Origin of the sequence: Kitasatospora sp. NPDC001547, from assembly GCF_042894165.1 — a bacterium.
GTDB lineage: Bacteria > Actinomycetota > Actinomycetes > Streptomycetales > Streptomycetaceae > Kitasatospora.
The window spans coordinates 21,909-36,781 of sequence record NZ_JBIAVL010000023.1 but is presented as its reverse complement, the minus strand read 5'-3'; the positions used below and the strand labels follow the sequence as shown (position 1 = coordinate 36,781).

The following is a 14,873-nucleotide window of genomic DNA, read 5'->3' as shown; positions in this document are numbered from 1 at the left end:
TGCACAGCGGCGTCGATCTGCGAGGACCGGGCGGGACTCAGGTGAGAGCCGGCTCCCGCTGATCCAGATCGATGCTGTTGAGCAGCGAGTGCTCGCCGGCGACAGCGGTCAGTGCGTCGTTCTCAGCCTGCATCCGAAGGAGCTCGGCTTCAAGATCCTGGACGCGCTGCTGAAGCCGTCGCATCTCGGAGAGCATTCGCGGGTCGGGGCCGCCGACGTACCCGAGAAGCGCCTTTGCCATGATGAATGGTCCTCCACGCTGAGTGACCGAACCGGAACGGTCCAGGTCTAGGGGGAAGGGGGACGCACGCGCGGCGCGTCACCGGAAGTGCTGGCTGGGCACTACGGCACAACCACCGTGAGCTGGGCTCACGAGGGCATGCGCCTACCGGGAGAACGCGGTCGTGTGCGCGGGCTTCCAGCGTCTCACCAAAGACGGAAAGGGTCAACACGATCACCGCACGCTACCGCGTCCCTGTCACCTGCCCGGCGGTGTCGTCACGCCTGGGGGGTTCCGGGACGGGTCCACCACGTGCTCGTGGATCATCGTTCGATGCGGAGTCAACCACGAGTCTGCCCGGATGGCAACCTCGTGACACCGCCGGTTCCCGATCTTTTCCCGGAAGCCCGTGCGGCGGGCCGCCGGTGGTCCGTCGACGGGTGCGCCCCGGGGCGGTCCGGAGGCGGCTCAGCGGATCTCGAAACCCTCGTAACCGGCGCCGACGGCCGTCCAGATCTCGGTGACCCCGCTGACGTTCCCCGGGGTCCCCGGGCCGCGCAGCCGGGCCAGCAGCTGTTCGCAGTCGGGGGCGAGCCCCTCGGCCACCACCTGCACCCGGCCGTCGCCGAGGTTGCTGGCGTAGCCGGTCAGTCCGATCTCCAGCGCCCGCGCCCTGGTCCACCAGCGGAACCCGACCTGCTGGACCTTCCCCCGGACCCAGGCGGTCACCCGGACCGGTTCCTCACTGTGGGCGTCGCGACCGTGCATGCCCCGACCTTAGGACACGCCCCGACCCCCCGCGCGCCCGGCCTCGACCCGCCCCGCGCCGCCGACCGGGGACGCCGTCCGCACCCGCCGACCGGGGCACGCCCGCCCGCGCGGAGGAACGGCAGCGGCCCCGCCGGAGCACCGGCGGGGCCGCTGGAGCGGACGGTCGGTCCGGCGGGCTACCAGTCCCCGCCGCCGAAGTCGCCGCCACCGCCGAAGTCGCCACCGCCACCGAAGTCGCCGCCACCACCGAACCCGCCGAAGTCGCCGCCGTTGAAGTCGGCGCCGGTGAAGTCACCGCCCTCGTTCTGGTCCTGGTAGCCGTGGCCGCCGTCCATCATCGGCCCGACCGCGTACGCCGGGGAGCTCATCACCGAGCCGAGCATGGTGCCGACCAGCAGGGCCGGCAGCAGCCCGCCGCCGAAGCCGCCGTAGTAGCCGCCCGCGTACGGGGCGTACGCCGGGCCGGCGTTCCAGTACGGCTGCGGGCCGTGCTCGGTGTCCACGGTGCGGACGGCCGGGTCGAGGCCGGCCGCCACCCGGTCCGCGTCGGCCTGGCAGACCGGCACGGAACGGACCGAGCCGCCGGCCGGGGACCAGTCGACGTCCTTGACGGACGGGCCGTGCCGCGGGTCCATGAAGCACGGGGGACGGCGCTCGGGCAGCGGGCGCCCGCCCCGCCGGGCGCTCAGGGCGGCCAGCGCGAACCGGCCGTCCTCGATCGCTTCGGTGACCTGCTTGACGTCCTCCGGCCGCTTGGCCTCGTCCATCAGCCGCTTGGACTTCTCGTACGAGTCCAGGGCGTGGGTGTAGTCGGTGCGCTGGGCGTCGTCGGCGTCGGCCGCGGCCGGGTTGAAGTCGAGCCGGTCCAGCTCCTCGCCGAAGGCGGTGATGTCCTCGTCCACCACCCGGCGCAGCTGCTCCAGCTCGGCCCGGGCCTGCTCCTCCTTGCGCTTCTTGGCGCGGCGGAAGAGCAGGAAGACACCGGCGCCGGCCAGTGCGACCAGCACCACCGGGACGACCACCCAGGCGATCGAGGTGCTGTGGTTGACCCCGGTGCCCTTGGTCTGCGGGGCGGCCTGGTCGACGAACTCGTTCAGGGTGGCGTCGATGTCGCCGTTGTTCGAGCGGAAGGCCGCGCCGGCGATCCGCTCCGGGAGGCCGGCGCCCAGCGCGCCCCGGTCGGCCCGGGCGGTGAACTGGTCACCGCGCCAGACCGCGTACACCCCGTCGATGCCGACCTTGGTGCGGAGGTCCTTGAAGACGGTCTCCTTGGCGTAGGAGGGCGAGTCGGGGACCACCGCGACGAAGATCGGCTTGTCGGCCTTGTCGATCTTCTTGGTCAGGGCGTCGGCCTGGGCCTGGCTGAAGCGGCCCGTCATCGCCGGGTCGACGTAGACCTGGCCCTTCTTCAGGGTGGCCGCGGCGTCGCTCAGCCCGGCCGCGGAGGCCGCCGGCGCCAGCAGGAGCAGCAGCCCGAGCAGCGCCGCCACCAGGGCAAGCGGCCCGGCGCCCCGGGAAGGTCGTGCAAGGGTTCTCATGCCCCCGACGCTACCGCGACCTGCCCCCGAGCACGCCATACCCTTCGCATACTGGTGTTGACAAGAGTCCCCGCCGACCGCCGGGGCCGCTCCCCTCCTCGGGGATGATGTTTCCCCCAGCCGTCCCTGACCCGCGGCCCGCCCGGGAACCGCGGGAGGCCGCCGGTCGTACGTTCCGGCAGGCCCGGCCCGGTTCCGGGGTACTCCGGGGGGGCGCGCCGACCGTACCGTGCGAACCGGCATAGTGGTCCCGGACCACCGGTCCCATTGCCTTTTCTTTACTCAGCCCGTTCCTGACCCAACTCCCGATCGGAGCGCTCGGTGATCATCGGCCTCGTCACCGCCGTGGCGGCATCCGCCTGCTACGGCACCGGCTCGGTCCTCCAGGCCGTCGGCTCCCGCCGCTCGGCCCGGGAGGAGGCGGCCAAGGGCGCCACCAGCTCGACCACCGAGCACGGCGGCCCCAGCCTCTCCTCGACCGCGAAGGCCGCCGTCACCTGGGAGTTCATCCTCGGCACGGTGCTCGACCTGATCGGTTTCGGGCTCGGCGCGCTGGCCGCCCGGCTGCTGCCGCTGTTCCTCTCCCAGACCATCATCAGCGCCAACCTGGTGATCACCGCGGTGCTCAGCATCAAACTGCTGGGCATCCGGCTCAAGCAGCTGGAGTGGGCCTCGATCGCGGTGCTCTGCTCGGCGCTGGTGCTGCTGGCCGTGTCGGCCGGGCCGGAGGGCGGCCACCACGCGGCGATGTCCTTCCACTGGTGGCTGCTGATCGTCACCACCGTGCTGCTGGTGGGCGGCAGCCTGGTGGTGCGGCGGATGGGCGCCAACGGCGCGATCGTCGCCGGCCTGCTCTCCGGCCTCGGCTTCGGCGCCCTGGGCGTCGGGGTGCGCGTCCTCAACGGCATCGAGCCGTTCGACCTCGGCTCGCTGCTCACCGACCCGGCGCTCTACGCCGTCCTGGTCGGCGGCATCGGCGGCATGTACATCCACACCGTGGCGCTCCAGATCGGCTCGGTGAACGGCGCGACCGCCGCCCTGGTGGTCGGTGAGACGGTGCTGCCCGGCGCGGCCGGCGTGCTCTGGCTCGGGGACTCCACCAAGGCCGGCCTCGGCTGGCTCGGCGCGGCCGGCTTCCTGCTGGCGGTGGTCGCCGCGGTCGGGGTCGCCTACTTCGGCCAGGACACCCACGGCGCGCCCGGGGAGGCGTCCGCGGAGGAACCCGAACTCGCCCGCAAGTAGCCCGGGGCGTGGCCCGTGGGTACCCGTCGGATCCGGCGGGCACCCACGGGCCGCGCCCTGTCTCAGGCCCCGGTCCGGGTGCGCGGCACGCGCTGGCAGCGGGGGCAGAAGTAGCTGGAGCGGTTCATCCAGGCCGCCCGCCGGATCGGCGTGCCGCAGCGGCGGCAGGGCTCCTGCTCGCGGCCGTAGGCGTCGAGGTCCCGGGAGAAGTAGCCGCTCTCGCCGTTCACGTTGACGTAGAGGCTGTCGAAGCTGGTGCCGCCGACGGCGAGCGCCGCGGTCATCACGTCCCGGGCGTTGGCCAGCAGCAGCAGGGCCTGCGGGCGGGTGAGGGTCGCGGTCGGGCGGTCGTAGTGCAGCTTCGAGCGCCACAGCGCCTCGTCGGCGTAGATGTTGCCGACGCCGCTGATCAGGGTCTGGTCGAGCAGGGCGCGCTTGACGGTGGTCCGCCTGGCGCGCAGCGCGGCCGCGAAGGCGGCGTCGTCGAAGCGCGGGTCCAGCGGGTCGCGGGCGATGTGCGCGATGGAGACCGGGGTGCCCTCCGGGTCCCCCTCCTCGGCCTCCTCGACCGCCAGGCCGCCGAAGGTCCGCTGGTCGACGAAGCGCAGTTCGCGCCCGCCGTCGGCGAAGCGCAGCCGCACCCGCAGGTGCGTCTCGTCGGGGACGGACGGGTCCTGGACGAGCAGTTGGCCGCTCATCCCGAGGTGGCCGATCAGCGAGAATCCCACGCCGGTACCGGCCAGCGGCACCCACAGGTACTTGCCGCGCCGCTGCGCGGTGCCGAGGGTGGTGCCGGTCAGCCGGGCCGCGAAGTCCGCCGCGCCGGCCGGCTGGCGGCGCACCGCGCGCGGGTGCAGCACCTGGACGTCGGAGACGGTCCGCCCGGCCACCCAGTTGGCCAGACCACGGCGGACGACCTCGACCTCGGGAAGTTCGGGCACCGGAACACGCCTCCTGCTCGGTAGGGATCAGCAGGAGTGAAGGCTACTCGGACGCGTCGCCGCCCGGAGGGGTGCCCAGCGGGCCCGCGCTACGCCCCGGCGGGCAGCCGGTCGGCGTACTTCTCCTTGATCGCGCGCCAGGCGCTCTCGGCGGCCTTCTGCTCGGCTTCCTTCTTCGAGCGGCCGACGCCGCTGCCGAAGTCCTCGCCGGCCACCCGGGCCGCCGCGGTGAAGGTCTTCTCGTGGTCCGGGCCGGACTCCATGACCACGTACTCCGGCACTCCGATGCCCACCGAGGCGGTGAGCTCCTGGAGGCTGGTCTTCCAGTCCAGGCCGGCGCCCAGCTGAGAGGACTCCTCGATCAGCGGGTCGAACAGCCGGTGGACGAACTCGGTGGCCGCGTCCAGGCCCTGGTCCAGGTAGACGGCGCCGATCACGGCCTCGACGGTGTCGGCGAGGATCGACGACTTGTCGCGGCCGCCGGTACCCTCCTCGCCCTTGCCGAGGCGGATGAACGCGCCGAGCTCCAGGCCGCGGCCGACGTCCGCGAGCGCGCGGGAGTTGACCACCGCGGCGCGCAGCTTGGCGAGCGTGCCCTCCGGGACGTCCGGGTGGACGCGGTAGAGGGTGTCCGTCACCACCAGGCCCAGCACCGAGTCGCCGAGGAACTCCAGGCGCTCGTTGGTGGGCAGCCCGCCGTTCTCGTACGCGTACGAGCGGTGGGTTAGGGCACGTACCAGAAGGGCGCGCTCGAGTGTGTACCCGAGGCGCCCTTCCAGGACGTCGTATTCGGTCGAAGCCGGCCCGCCGGCCTTGCCTCCGCCTGAAGAGGAACCCTTCGGGGCGGTGGACGCCTTGCGGGTGGAGTTACCGTCCGACATCGATCCGTACACCCCGCCGATCAGACCGAGAGGACCTGGCGACGGTTGTACGTGCCGCAGCTCGGGCACGCGATGTGGCCGAGCTTCGGCTCGTGGCAGCGGTCGCAGGCCACGAGGGCCGGAACGACGGCCTTCCAGTTGGAACGGCGGTGGCGCGTGTTGCTGCGCGACATCTTCCGCTTCGGAACAGCCACGGCTACTTCTCCTGGTTCTCGGCGAGACCCTCACGGGTGTCGCTGTTCTTAGATCCGTCACCCTCGTCGCCGGGGGCGGCGGAGAGTCCCTGCAGAGCCGCCCACCTGGGGTCGACGGCATCGTGGTGGTGCGCCGGGTCGTCACTCAGGCGCGCTCCGCACTCGGAGCACAGGCCCAGGCAGTCTTCCTGGCACACCGGCTGCAGCGGCAGTGCGAGCACCACCGCGTCACGCAGCACCGGCCGGAGGTCGAAGAAGTCGCCCTCCAGACGGTAAGTCTCTTCTTCCGAGTCCTCGTCGAGGTCCTCGGCCCCGGCCGTCCGGGCGCGGTGGCGCTCGTCGGACTCCGGGTAGTAGTACAGCTCCTGGAAGTCCACGTCGACGTCGAACTCGACGGGCTCCAGGCACCGGACGCACTCGCCCTCGACGTGGGCCCCGGCGGTACCGGTGACCAGCACGCCCTCGACCACGGACTCCAGGCGGAGCTCCAGCTCGATCGGGCTCTTCTCCGGCACGCCGATCACGTCGATGATCCCGAAGCCCTCGGGGGCCTCCAGGGTCCGGCTCACCTTGCGCATCGAGCCCGGGCGACGACCGAGCTCGTGCGTGTCGAACACGAGGGGGTCGCGGTGGTCGAGGCGGTTCACGGTGTCCTGACTTCCATGGGGAATCTTCGATTGCGTCTCCGTACCGGACGGCGTTGCGAGGGCAAGCCGACAGCCGGACATGGAGAGGCCGGAGTGGTCAGACTACCGGAGTCTCCCGCCAGGCCCAACTTCGGTCCCGTCAGGAGCCTCCCGCGACGTGCTGCTCAGCGCCCGCCGAGCTCCCGCAGCCTGGTCATGTCGATCATGCTGGTGTCGAAGAAGCTGGTCTCGTCCAGGCCCTGCCCCTGCCCCTGGCCCTGGGCCTGGCCCTGGCCCTGCTGCTGGTGCGGCACGGCCGGCGGGGCGGCGGGCGGCTGGGGGTAGGTGTAGCCGTCGTACGACTGCGCCGGGTAGCCCTGCTGCTGCTGGGGATAGCCGTAGCCGCCCTGCTGCTGGTCCGGGTAGCCCTGCTGCTGGTAGCCGCCCTGCTGCTGGCCCCACTGGGAGTTGTACGGGTCGCCCTGGCCGGCCGGGTCGTAGCCGCCGCCGTACACCTCGGCGTACTGCCCGCCCGGCTGCTGGGCCGCCGCGTACTGGTCAGTGCCGGGGGCCTGCCAGCCGGCCGCGGCCGGGGCCTGCTCCGGCCAGGTCTGCTGCTGCGGGACGTCCTCGCGGTACCAGGCGATGTCCGCGCCGTCCGCGTCCTGGGCGAAGCCCGCCGCGACCGCCTCGGCCCGCTCCTTGGCCTGCTGGGCCTGGTCGGCGGCGGCCAGGTAGGCGCCCAGCTCGTCGATGGGCCGCTTGCCGAGCAGCTTGTCGCGGCCCTTGCCGACCGCCTCCAGGGTGGCGCCGAGCACGTTCTCCAGGGTGGCGAGCTTCACATCGACGTACTCGTCGACCTCGGGGCTCGGGCTGATCCGCTGCGGGCGGAACTCCTCGCCGTCGGCCTCGCCCTCGGACTCGGTCTCGAAGACGCTGGAGTCGCCGCGCAGCTTGGTGCGGCCGCGGCCGACCGCGCCGAGCGTCTTGGTCAGCACGACCTCGAAGTTGGCGAGCTTGCTGTCCACGTAGTCGTCGGCCTCGGCCCGCTTGGCGTCGACCTCGGCGCGCGCCTCGGCGAGGATCCGGTCGGCCTGGGCCTGGGCCTGGCGGACCACCTCGGTGTCCGAGATCAGCGAGCCGCGCTCGGCGTGCGCGCCCTGGATGATCCGCTCGGCCTCGGCCTGGGCGTCCGCCACCACCTGCTCGTGGTCGGCCATCACCGACTGGGCCTGGGCGAGTTCGGCGGGCAGGGCCGACCTGAGGTCGTTGAGCAGGCCGATCAGCTCGGCCCGGTTCACCACGCAGGAGGCCGACATCGGCATCGAGCGGGCGTTCTCGACCGCCGCCACGATCTCGTCGACCTTGTTCTGCACGTCCACGGGGCTTCGTCTTTCCGTGTGCCGCCGACGGTCCGGCGGAGGCAGGCCCGACGCGGTGGACCTCACCGCGGGGCAGGAATACAGACTGTACGGCCAGTGCGCTGCGGGGTCACAACGCCTGAGCCGAACCGGTCTCCCGCCCCCGGGACAATCCATGACGAACCGGCAGAAAGGGACAGGCAGCGGACTACTGCTGGGCCTTGCGCTCCGCGATCCGCTCGACCAGCCGGCGGTGCACCGTCTCCGGCAGCAGGTGCGAGACGTCGCCACCGTACGAGGCGACCTCCTTGACCAGCGTCGAGGAGAGGAAGCTGTACGTCGGCGAGGTCGGCAGGAAGAGCGTCTCGACACCGGTCAGGCCGTGGTTCATCTGGGCCATCTGCAGCTCGTAGTCGAAGTCGCTGACCGCGCGCAGGCCCTTGACGATGGCCGGGATGTCCCGCTCGCGGCAGAAGTCCACCAGCAGGCCGAGGTGCGCCTCGACCACCACGTTCCCGTACTGGGCGGTGGTCTCCTCGATCAGCTCGATGCGCTCCTCGACGGTGAACATGCCCTGCTTGTTGCGGTTGATCGCCACCGCGACGTGCACGACGTCGTACAGCTTCGAGGCCCGCTCGATGATGTCGAGGTGGCCGTTGGTGATCGGGTCGAACGAACCGGGACAGACGGCTCGGCGCATGGCGTTTGTGCTCCCTCGTGGGGTGACGACTGCAGCGGGCCGCGGCCCGCTATTCCTGCTCGCCGGCCGCGGCGGCGGCGCGACCGTACCAGAGCGTGCCCTCGCCGTAGCGGCGGGAGCGCAGCCCCTCGAAACCCTCGGGCCAGTGGAACTCGCCGCCACGGGTGCTGCGCTCCACGGTGACGAGTGCGTCCTCCGCGAGCCAGCCCGTAGCCAGGAGTGTGATCAGCATCTCGCGCAGTTCCGCGTCCGTCACGGCGTACGGCGGATCGAGGAAGACCAGGTCGTACGGGGTCTGCGGCGGCGGGCCGGCGATCACCTTCTCCGCCCTGGCGGCCCGAACCTCGGCTCCCGGCAGGCCGAGCGTCCGGACGTTCTCCCGGATCACCCGGGCCGCCTGGCCGTCCGCCTCGACCAGCAGGACGTGCTCGGCGCCGCGCGACAGCGCCTCCAGCCCGACCGCGCCCGACCCGCCGAACAGGTCCAGCATCCGGGCCCCGTGCACGGTGCCGCGCAGCGCCTCCAGGGTGGAGAACATCGCCTCGCGGGCCTTGTCGGAGGTCGGTCGGGTGCCCCGGCCGGGCGGTACGGCCAGCCGGCGGCCGCCGGCCGCCCCGGCGATCACGCGGGTCATGGTGGTGGGAGGTCCTTTCGTCGCTGCCCGACCACGCTATCCCGAGCCGGCGGGTGACGGCCGTGGCCCCTGCCGGTTCGCCCGGCAGGGGCCACGGTCGCGCACTCGGGTGGTCAGCTCGCCTCGGAGCCCGCCGCCGGGGCCGGGGTGCCCGCGCCGAGCAGGGCCGGCGAGGCGTAGCGGGACCAGGACAGGCAGCCGTCGGGCGGGCAGAACTCGGGGCGGCGCGGGTCGTGCCCGAGCTCGCGCAGCTTGGTCCGGACGGAGTCGGGCGTGCGGCCGAAGCGGGCGGCGATCCGGGCGATGGTCTCGCCGTCGTGGAAGCGCCGGACCAGCTCCTCCTCGTGCTGCGGCACCCAGGGGGCGCCGTGGCCGGGGTACAGCTCGCGCAGCACGTCGCGGTCGGGGATGGGCTCGGAGACGTCGGCGACGATCGCCAGCGCCCGCAGCGCGCGGTTGAGCGCGATCCGCAGCGAGGCGACGTCCTCGACCGGCAGGCGGAGCTTGCCCGAGGCGAGCGGCGCGGCGGCCGCACCCTCGCGCCAGCCGGTCAGGGTGAGGGTGACCTCGCGGTCGTCGTCGCTGGCGAGTTCGATCCGGAAGACCTTGTCGCCCAGCGGGAGCTCGTTGAGATGACGGAATGCCATGGCTTGACCCCCAAGTGTCGCGCCAGGTACGCACCTTGGGGGTGCGCCCTGAACACCTTCATTCTCTCCCGGGGGTCTGACAATCCGGCCTGTCCGGGACCGCTCAGCCCTTCTCCATGTAGGCCGCGCGATCCTCGTCGAGCAGGCTCTCCAGCGCGGTGCGCAGCTCCGGGTGGGCGGTCAGCTCCGGGTCCTCGGCGACCAGCCGGGTGGCCTCGGTGCGGGCGGTGAGGATGACCTCCTCGTCCTCCAGCACCGAGAGCACCTTGAGCGAGGACTTCACCCCGGACTGGGCCTGGCCCAGCACGTCGCCCTCGCGGCGCTGTTCGAGGTCGATCCGGGACAGCTCGAAGCCGTCCAGGGTGCCCGCCACCGCGTCCAGCCGGGCCCGCGCGGCGCTGCCGCCGGGCATCTCGCTGACCAGCAGGCACAGGCCCGGTGCGCTGCCGCGGCCGACCCGGCCGCGCAGCTGGTGGAGCTGGGAGACGCCGAAGCGGTCGGCGTCCATGATGACCATCGCGGTGGAGTTGGGGACGTTGACGCCGACCTCGATGACCGTGGTGGCGACCAGCACGTCCACCTCGCCAGCCGCGAACCGGCGCATCACCTCGTCCTTGGCCTCCGGCGCGAGCCGGCCGTGCAGGATCTCCACCCGCAGGCCGCTCAGCGGGCCCTCGACCAGCTTCCCTGCCGTCTCCACCACCGAGAGCGGGGGCCGCCGTTCGTCACTCCCGGCGCCCGCGTCGGCGACCTCCTCGAAGCCGTCCTCGACGGCCCCGCGGCGCTTCTTCTTCGGGTCCGCGGCGGGCTCCTCGTCCCCGATCCGGGGGCAGACCACGTACGCCTGGTGGCCCTTGGCGACCTCCTCGCGGACCCTCTCCCAGGCCCGGGTGAGGAAGTTGGGCTTCTCCAGTGCCGGGACGACGTGGGTGGAGATCGGCGAGCGGCCGGCCGGCAGCTGGTCCAGGACGGAGGTCTCCAGGTCCCCGAAGACCGTCATCGCGACGGTGCGCGGGATCGGGGTGGCCGTCATCACCAGCAGGTGCGGCGGCTGTTCGCCCTTGGCGCGCAGCGCGTCCCGCTGCTCGACGCCGAAGCGGTGCTGCTCGTCCACCACGACCAGGCCGAGGTCCTGGAACTGGACCTTGTCCTCGATCAGCGCGTGGGTGCCGATGGCGATCCCGGCGTCCCCGCAAGCCATGTCGAGCAGCGCCTGGCGGCGGGCGGCGACGCCCATCGAACCGGTCAGCAGCACCACCCGGGTGCCGAGGTCGGAGCCGCCGAGCATGCCGCCCTCGGCGAGGTCCCCCATCATCTCGACGATCGAGCGGTGGTGCTGCTGGGCGAGCACCTCGGTGGGCGCCAGCAGCACCGCCTGGCCGCCCGCGTCCACCACGGCGAGCATGGCGCGCAGCGCGACCAGCGTGTTGTGCGTCACGGTGAAGTTGTCGGTGACGTAGGCGGAATCGGGGTGCCCGACCCGGATGCACTGCACCGGCTTGCGGCCGACGTACTCGACCTGCCGAATGCCGCGCCGGAAGGCGTTGTACTTGGGCCGGTCCGCGACCCGTTCGGCCTTCCGAGAGAGGCGAAACGGCGGGAACTCGTCAGGCAGCCCGACCGACACCACGAACGCGGCCTTCCTCGGAAGCACCCGCGCTCGCCCGCCGAGGGACCGCACCAGCCAGGCCAGGTCATCCGCCAGGCGGCGTGAGGCACTGCAGAACGAGACGTCGTAGCCGTTGCGCCCAACGGTGCCGTCTGTGTCCATCAGCCCCTGCAGTAGCGAAAGTCGCTGCTTGATCGAGGCATTCTTGTAGACCTCGGGCACGAACTTTCCATGGGAGGTCAGGTCCCAGAGGCCAAGCTCGCGAAGTGCCTGGATCACCGGGTTCCGCCGTGTCCCACCACGTGGGCCGGGCAGCCTGATCAGGTAGTCGAAGGGCCTGCTGAGCTTCCGAGTGACCACGCAGTCCGGCGGAATGGCCGCCTGGACCGCATCCAGGATCTCGGCATCGGCCGTCGAGAACCCCAGCTGGTGGCGGAACGTCCCGTCCCCCAGAAGCACGCCCATCAGGTAGGGATCGAGCGGCTGCTCGCCCGTCCCCCCGAGATCGACGGGCGCCGCCTGCGGCAGGTACCACTTGGACGTTCCGTTGCGTTTCCAGGTGTCGTTACGGATCTCCCGCGTCGTAAGGATCTTGGGCTCGTCACCGCGATGCCAGGCGCAGCTGGTTGCGACGATCCACAGATGCTCGTCATCGCACTCGACGGAGCTGCCGTCCGACAGGACGAGCCGCCAGACATCGCGCTCACCCTGAGGAAATACGCCCTCAACGGGTGCCAGATCACCCGACGGCGTCACCACCAGATCCCCGACGCGAATGTCACCCATGGCCTTGAAGCCGCCCGGTGTCAGCACCAGCGCATCGAGCGGCTGAGCTTTCCCCGATCCGACCTCGCCCTGGAGCAGCCGGTGCATCGGGTGGTCGGTGGCGAGGTCGGCGGCGATCTCGGCGGAGACCTTCCGCTGGCCCTCGGTGAGGGTGAACGGCAGCCGGGCGTCGAAGGCGTCCAGCAGGCCGCCCTCACGGGCCCGGCGCGGCTTGGCGGGCAGGGCGGAGTCGGCGGCCCGGCGCTGCGCGAGGGCGACCTGGAGCACGAAGGCCTCGTCCCAGCGCAGCCGGCTCTGGGCGCGCTCGCGGTCGGCGTGGCCGCGCGGGCGGTGGATCAGCTCCAGCGCCTCGGGCAGCGGGATCAGGTCGTGCCGCTCGCGCAGTTCGGCGGGCAGCGGTTCGCCGACGTCGCCGAGGTGCTTGGCGAGCGCGGTCTCGACGCAGATCGACAGCTTCCAGCTGGGCATCTGCGCGCTGGCGCCGTAGACCGGGATGAGCCGGCCGGCGAACCGCTCCGCGGCGTCCGACCCGGCGTCCTCGTCGAGCAGCTGGTAGTCCGGCGAGACCAGCTGGCGGGTCCGGTTGAAGACCCCGACCTTGCCGGCGAACAGGCCCTGGGCGCCGGCCCTGAGCTCCTTCTGCCGCCAGCCCTGGTTGAAGAAGACCAGCGACAGCCGGCTGCGGCCGTCGGTGACGACGACCTCCAGCCGGTCGCCCTTGCGGCCGCGGAACGGGATCAGGGTGACCTTCTCGATCCGGGCCAGCACGGTGACGTGCTCGTCGACCTCCAGCTCGTCCAGGCTGGTGAGCTGGCCGCGTTCGACGTAGCGGCGCGGGTAGTGGTGCAGCAGGTCCCCGACCGTGCGCAGCTTGAGGCTGTCGGCGAGCACCTTCGCGGTGCGGTCGCCGACGAGCTTGGTCAGTGGTTCATCGAGAGCGCCCATCAGGCCCCTGTTTACACCAAGGCACCGACGAAGCGGCCCTACTCCACCCCGATGAGCAGCGGCGCCGGCTCCTGCCCGCCGTGGAAGACCACCGCGTCCACCTCGGGCCGCCGGTGCCGGACGTGGGCGACCAGCCGTTCGGCGAGCTCCTCGTCGGCGCCCTCGCCGAGGATCAGGGTGACGAGTTCGCCGCCCGCCCCGAGCATCCGGTCCAGCACGCTCTCGCCGACCTCGGCGAGGCCCGTGCCGATCACCGCGACGTCGCCGTCGATCAGCCCGAGCACGTCCCCGGCCTGGCAGACTCCGGCCATCGTCCAGGACTCCCCCTCGGCGACGGCCAGTTCGGCGTACCGGGTGGCCCCGGCGGCGGAGGTCATGGCGACCACGTCCTCGTCGAAGCGGCGGCCGCCCTCGTGCACGGCGAGCGCCGCCAGCCCCTGCACCGGCGAGCGGGTGGGCAGGACGGCGATCCGCACCCCCTCCTCGCGCAGCTGGTCGGCGGCGGCCCCGGCGGCGGCGCGCAGCTCGGGGTCGTTGAGCAGCAGGACGACCTCGCGGGCGGCCGAGCGGCGCACCGCGGCGGCGAGTTCGGCGCTGGCCGGCGGGCGGTCCGGGTCGGCGTGCAGGACGACGGCGCCGGCCTGCTCGCAGAGCTCGGCCAGGCCCCCGCCGGAGACCACCGAGAGCACCGCGCGGGCCCGGTCCTCGCGCTCGCCGGTCTCGGCGGCGGTGCCGGCCCGGGCCGCGGCCTCGGCGAAGTGGGTGATCCGGATCTGGTGCGGGCGGCCGGCCCCGACCCCGGCCTCCACGGCGGCGCCCGCGTCGTCCACGTGGACGTGCACGTTCCACAGGCCGTCGCCGCCGCCGATCACCAGCGAGTCGCCGAGCCCGGCGAGCCGCTCGCGCAGCGCGGGCAGCGCCTCGTCGGGGGCGTCCAGCAGGTAGATGACCTCGAAGGCGGGGTGGCCGGGGCCGGGCGGCCTGAGGTGGGTCTCACAGCTCTCAATGGCCCGGACGTCCCCGCGCAGCGCGACCGGCCCCATCGGCTGCTGTCCGGCGACGGCGTCGGCGAGCGCGCCCAGCACGGCCACCAGGCCGCGCCCGCCGGCGTCCACCACCCCGTTCTCGGCCAGGACGGCGAGCTGCTCGGGGGTGTGCCGCAGCGCGTCCCGGGCGGCCCGGTAGGCGGTGTCGGCGACCTGCGCGAGCCCGTCCCCGGCCCGGACGGCCTCCCGGGCGGCGACCCGGGCGACGGTCAGCAGGGTGCCCTCGACGGGCTCCGCGACGGCCTGGTAGGCGGAGTCGGCGGCCCGCTGCAGGGCGGCCCGCAGCTGTTCGGCGCTTCCGCCGTCGGCCAGCGTCTCGGCGGTGCCGCGCAGCCACTGGGCGAGGATCACCCCGGAGTTCCCGCGGGCGCCGACCAGCGCGCCGCGGGCCATCGCCCGGACCGTGTCGGCCAGCCCGGGGGCCGGGTCGACGGCGGGGTCGGCGAAGCGGCTCTCCACCTCGGCGGCGGCGGACTCGACGGTCAGGTAGAGGTTGGTGCCGGTGTCGCCGTCCGGGACGGGATAGACGTTGAGCGCGTCGATCTCCTCGCGGGCCTGGCCGAGCGCGCGCAGGGCGAGCTGGCACCAGGTGCGCACGGCCGGGGCGTCGAGCGTGTGCAGCACCAGGTCTCCTCCGGATGGGACGCCGCGGTCGCCCGAGGGGCAGCGGCACGTTCGGGGCCGACGGCGAGGGGTGATACCGGCAGGTTATCGGGGGCCGGGGAGGGCCGT

14 protein-coding genes are annotated in these 14,873 nt (G+C 72.9%); 1 reads left to right on the top strand and 13 read right to left on the bottom strand.

The window, feature by feature from the left end; all coding sequences use genetic code 11:
• Nucleotides 1–37: 37 nt before the first annotated feature.
• The 3 genes from ACFY0X_RS30410 to ACFY0X_RS30400 all read right to left on the bottom strand — a co-directional run bounded on the left by ACFY0X_RS30410 (nt 38) and on the right by ACFY0X_RS30400 (nt 2,529).
• The gene (locus tag ACFY0X_RS30410) at nt 38–241 is read right to left on the bottom strand and encodes a hypothetical protein (RefSeq protein WP_270143783.1); all 204 of its coding nucleotides are present in this window, start codon (nt 239–241) and stop codon (nt 38–40) included.
• Nucleotides 242–688: 447 nt separating this feature from the next.
• Nucleotides 689–988, bottom strand: coding sequence for an acylphosphatase (locus ACFY0X_RS30405; protein WP_387759354.1), 300 nt, complete (start codon nt 986–988; stop codon nt 689–691).
• A gap of 179 nt (nt 989–1,167) precedes the next feature.
• Nucleotides 1,168–2,529, bottom strand: coding sequence for a hypothetical protein (locus ACFY0X_RS30400; RefSeq protein WP_387759352.1), 1,362 nt, complete (start codon nt 2,527–2,529; stop codon nt 1,168–1,170).
• A gap of 321 nt (nt 2,530–2,850) precedes the next feature.
• Here ACFY0X_RS30400 and ACFY0X_RS30395 point away from each other — a divergent pair, with 321 nt between their 5' ends.
• Complete coding sequence (locus tag ACFY0X_RS30395; RefSeq protein WP_387759350.1) at nt 2,851–3,771, top strand: hypothetical protein; 921 nt, start codon at nt 2,851–2,853, stop codon at nt 3,769–3,771.
• 62 nt (nt 3,772–3,833) lie between these two features.
• On the opposite strand, the gene mutM is transcribed toward ACFY0X_RS30395, so the two are convergent.
• From mutM to ACFY0X_RS30345, 10 genes are all read right to left on the bottom strand, one after another.
• Nucleotides 3,834–4,712 (bottom strand): bifunctional DNA-formamidopyrimidine glycosylase/DNA-(apurinic or apyrimidinic site) lyase, encoded by an 879-nt coding sequence (gene mutM / locus ACFY0X_RS30390; protein ID WP_387759348.1) that lies wholly within the window; start codon nt 4,710–4,712, stop codon nt 3,834–3,836.
• 89 nt (nt 4,713–4,801) lie between these two features.
• Entirely contained in the window at nt 4,802–5,593 is a 792-nt protein-coding gene (gene rnc / locus ACFY0X_RS30385) for a ribonuclease III (RefSeq protein WP_387759346.1), read from the bottom strand.
• A 20-nt stretch (nt 5,594–5,613) separates the two neighbouring features.
• Nucleotides 5,614–5,787 (bottom strand): 50S ribosomal protein L32, encoded by a 174-nt coding sequence (rpmF, locus tag ACFY0X_RS30380; protein ID WP_030056747.1) that lies wholly within the window; start codon nt 5,785–5,787, stop codon nt 5,614–5,616.
• A 2-nt stretch (nt 5,788–5,789) separates the two neighbouring features.
• Nucleotides 5,790–6,434 carry a YceD family protein gene (locus ACFY0X_RS30375; RefSeq protein WP_387759344.1) on the bottom strand — a complete coding sequence of 215 codons (645 nt, stop codon included), beginning with the start codon at nt 6,432–6,434 and terminating at the stop codon, nt 5,790–5,792.
• Nucleotides 6,435–6,598: 164 nt separating this feature from the next.
• The gene (locus tag ACFY0X_RS30370; protein WP_387759342.1) at nt 6,599–7,795 is read right to left on the bottom strand and encodes an ATP synthase F0 subunit B; all 1,197 of its coding nucleotides are present in this window, start codon (nt 7,793–7,795) and stop codon (nt 6,599–6,601) included.
• Between the two features lie 187 nt (nt 7,796–7,982).
• On the bottom strand, nt 7,983–8,474 hold the full coding sequence (gene coaD / locus ACFY0X_RS30365) for a pantetheine-phosphate adenylyltransferase (RefSeq protein ID WP_387759340.1): 492 nt from the start codon (nt 8,472–8,474) through the stop codon (nt 7,983–7,985).
• Nucleotides 8,475–8,523: 49 nt separating this feature from the next.
• The gene (gene rsmD / locus ACFY0X_RS30360) at nt 8,524–9,108 is read right to left on the bottom strand and encodes a 16S rRNA (guanine(966)-N(2))-methyltransferase RsmD (RefSeq protein ID WP_387759337.1); all 585 of its coding nucleotides are present in this window, start codon (nt 9,106–9,108) and stop codon (nt 8,524–8,526) included.
• A 113-nt stretch (nt 9,109–9,221) separates the two neighbouring features.
• Entirely contained in the window at nt 9,222–9,755 is a 534-nt protein-coding gene (locus ACFY0X_RS30355) for a hypothetical protein (RefSeq protein WP_387759335.1), read from the bottom strand.
• A 103-nt stretch (nt 9,756–9,858) separates the two neighbouring features.
• Entirely contained in the window at nt 9,859–13,095 is a 3,237-nt protein-coding gene (locus tag ACFY0X_RS30350; protein WP_387759333.1) for a helicase-related protein, read from the bottom strand.
• A 38-nt stretch (nt 13,096–13,133) separates the two neighbouring features.
• The gene (locus tag ACFY0X_RS30345) at nt 13,134–14,765 is read right to left on the bottom strand and encodes a DAK2 domain-containing protein (protein ID WP_387759331.1); all 1,632 of its coding nucleotides are present in this window, start codon (nt 14,763–14,765) and stop codon (nt 13,134–13,136) included.
• Nucleotides 14,766–14,873: the final 108 nt, after the last annotated feature.

What these genes read in the sequence shown, in the direction of transcription:
- ACFY0X_RS30410 (WP_270143783.1), bottom strand. Translation starts at nt 241, where the DNA reads ATGGCAAAGGCGCTTCTCGGGTACGTCGGCGGCCCCGACCCGCGAATG.
- ACFY0X_RS30405 (WP_387759354.1), bottom strand. Translation starts at nt 988, where the DNA reads ATGCACGGTCGCGACGCCCACAGTGAGGAACCGGTCCGGGTGACCGCC.
- ACFY0X_RS30400 (WP_387759352.1), bottom strand. Translation starts at nt 2,529, where the DNA reads ATGAGAACCCTTGCACGACCTTCCCGGGGCGCCGGGCCGCTTGCCCTG.
- rnc (WP_387759346.1), bottom strand. Translation starts at nt 5,593, where the DNA reads ATGTCGGACGGTAACTCCACCCGCAAGGCGTCCACCGCCCCGAAGGGT.
- coaD (WP_387759340.1), bottom strand. Translation starts at nt 8,474, where the DNA reads ATGCGCCGAGCCGTCTGTCCCGGTTCGTTCGACCCGATCACCAACGGC.
- rsmD (WP_387759337.1), bottom strand. Translation starts at nt 9,108, where the DNA reads ATGACCCGCGTGATCGCCGGGGCGGCCGGCGGCCGCCGGCTGGCCGTA.
- ACFY0X_RS30355 (WP_387759335.1), bottom strand. Translation starts at nt 9,755, where the DNA reads ATGGCATTCCGTCATCTCAACGAGCTCCCGCTGGGCGACAAGGTCTTC.
- ACFY0X_RS30350 (WP_387759333.1), bottom strand. Translation starts at nt 13,095, where the DNA reads ATGGGCGCTCTCGATGAACCACTGACCAAGCTCGTCGGCGACCGCACC.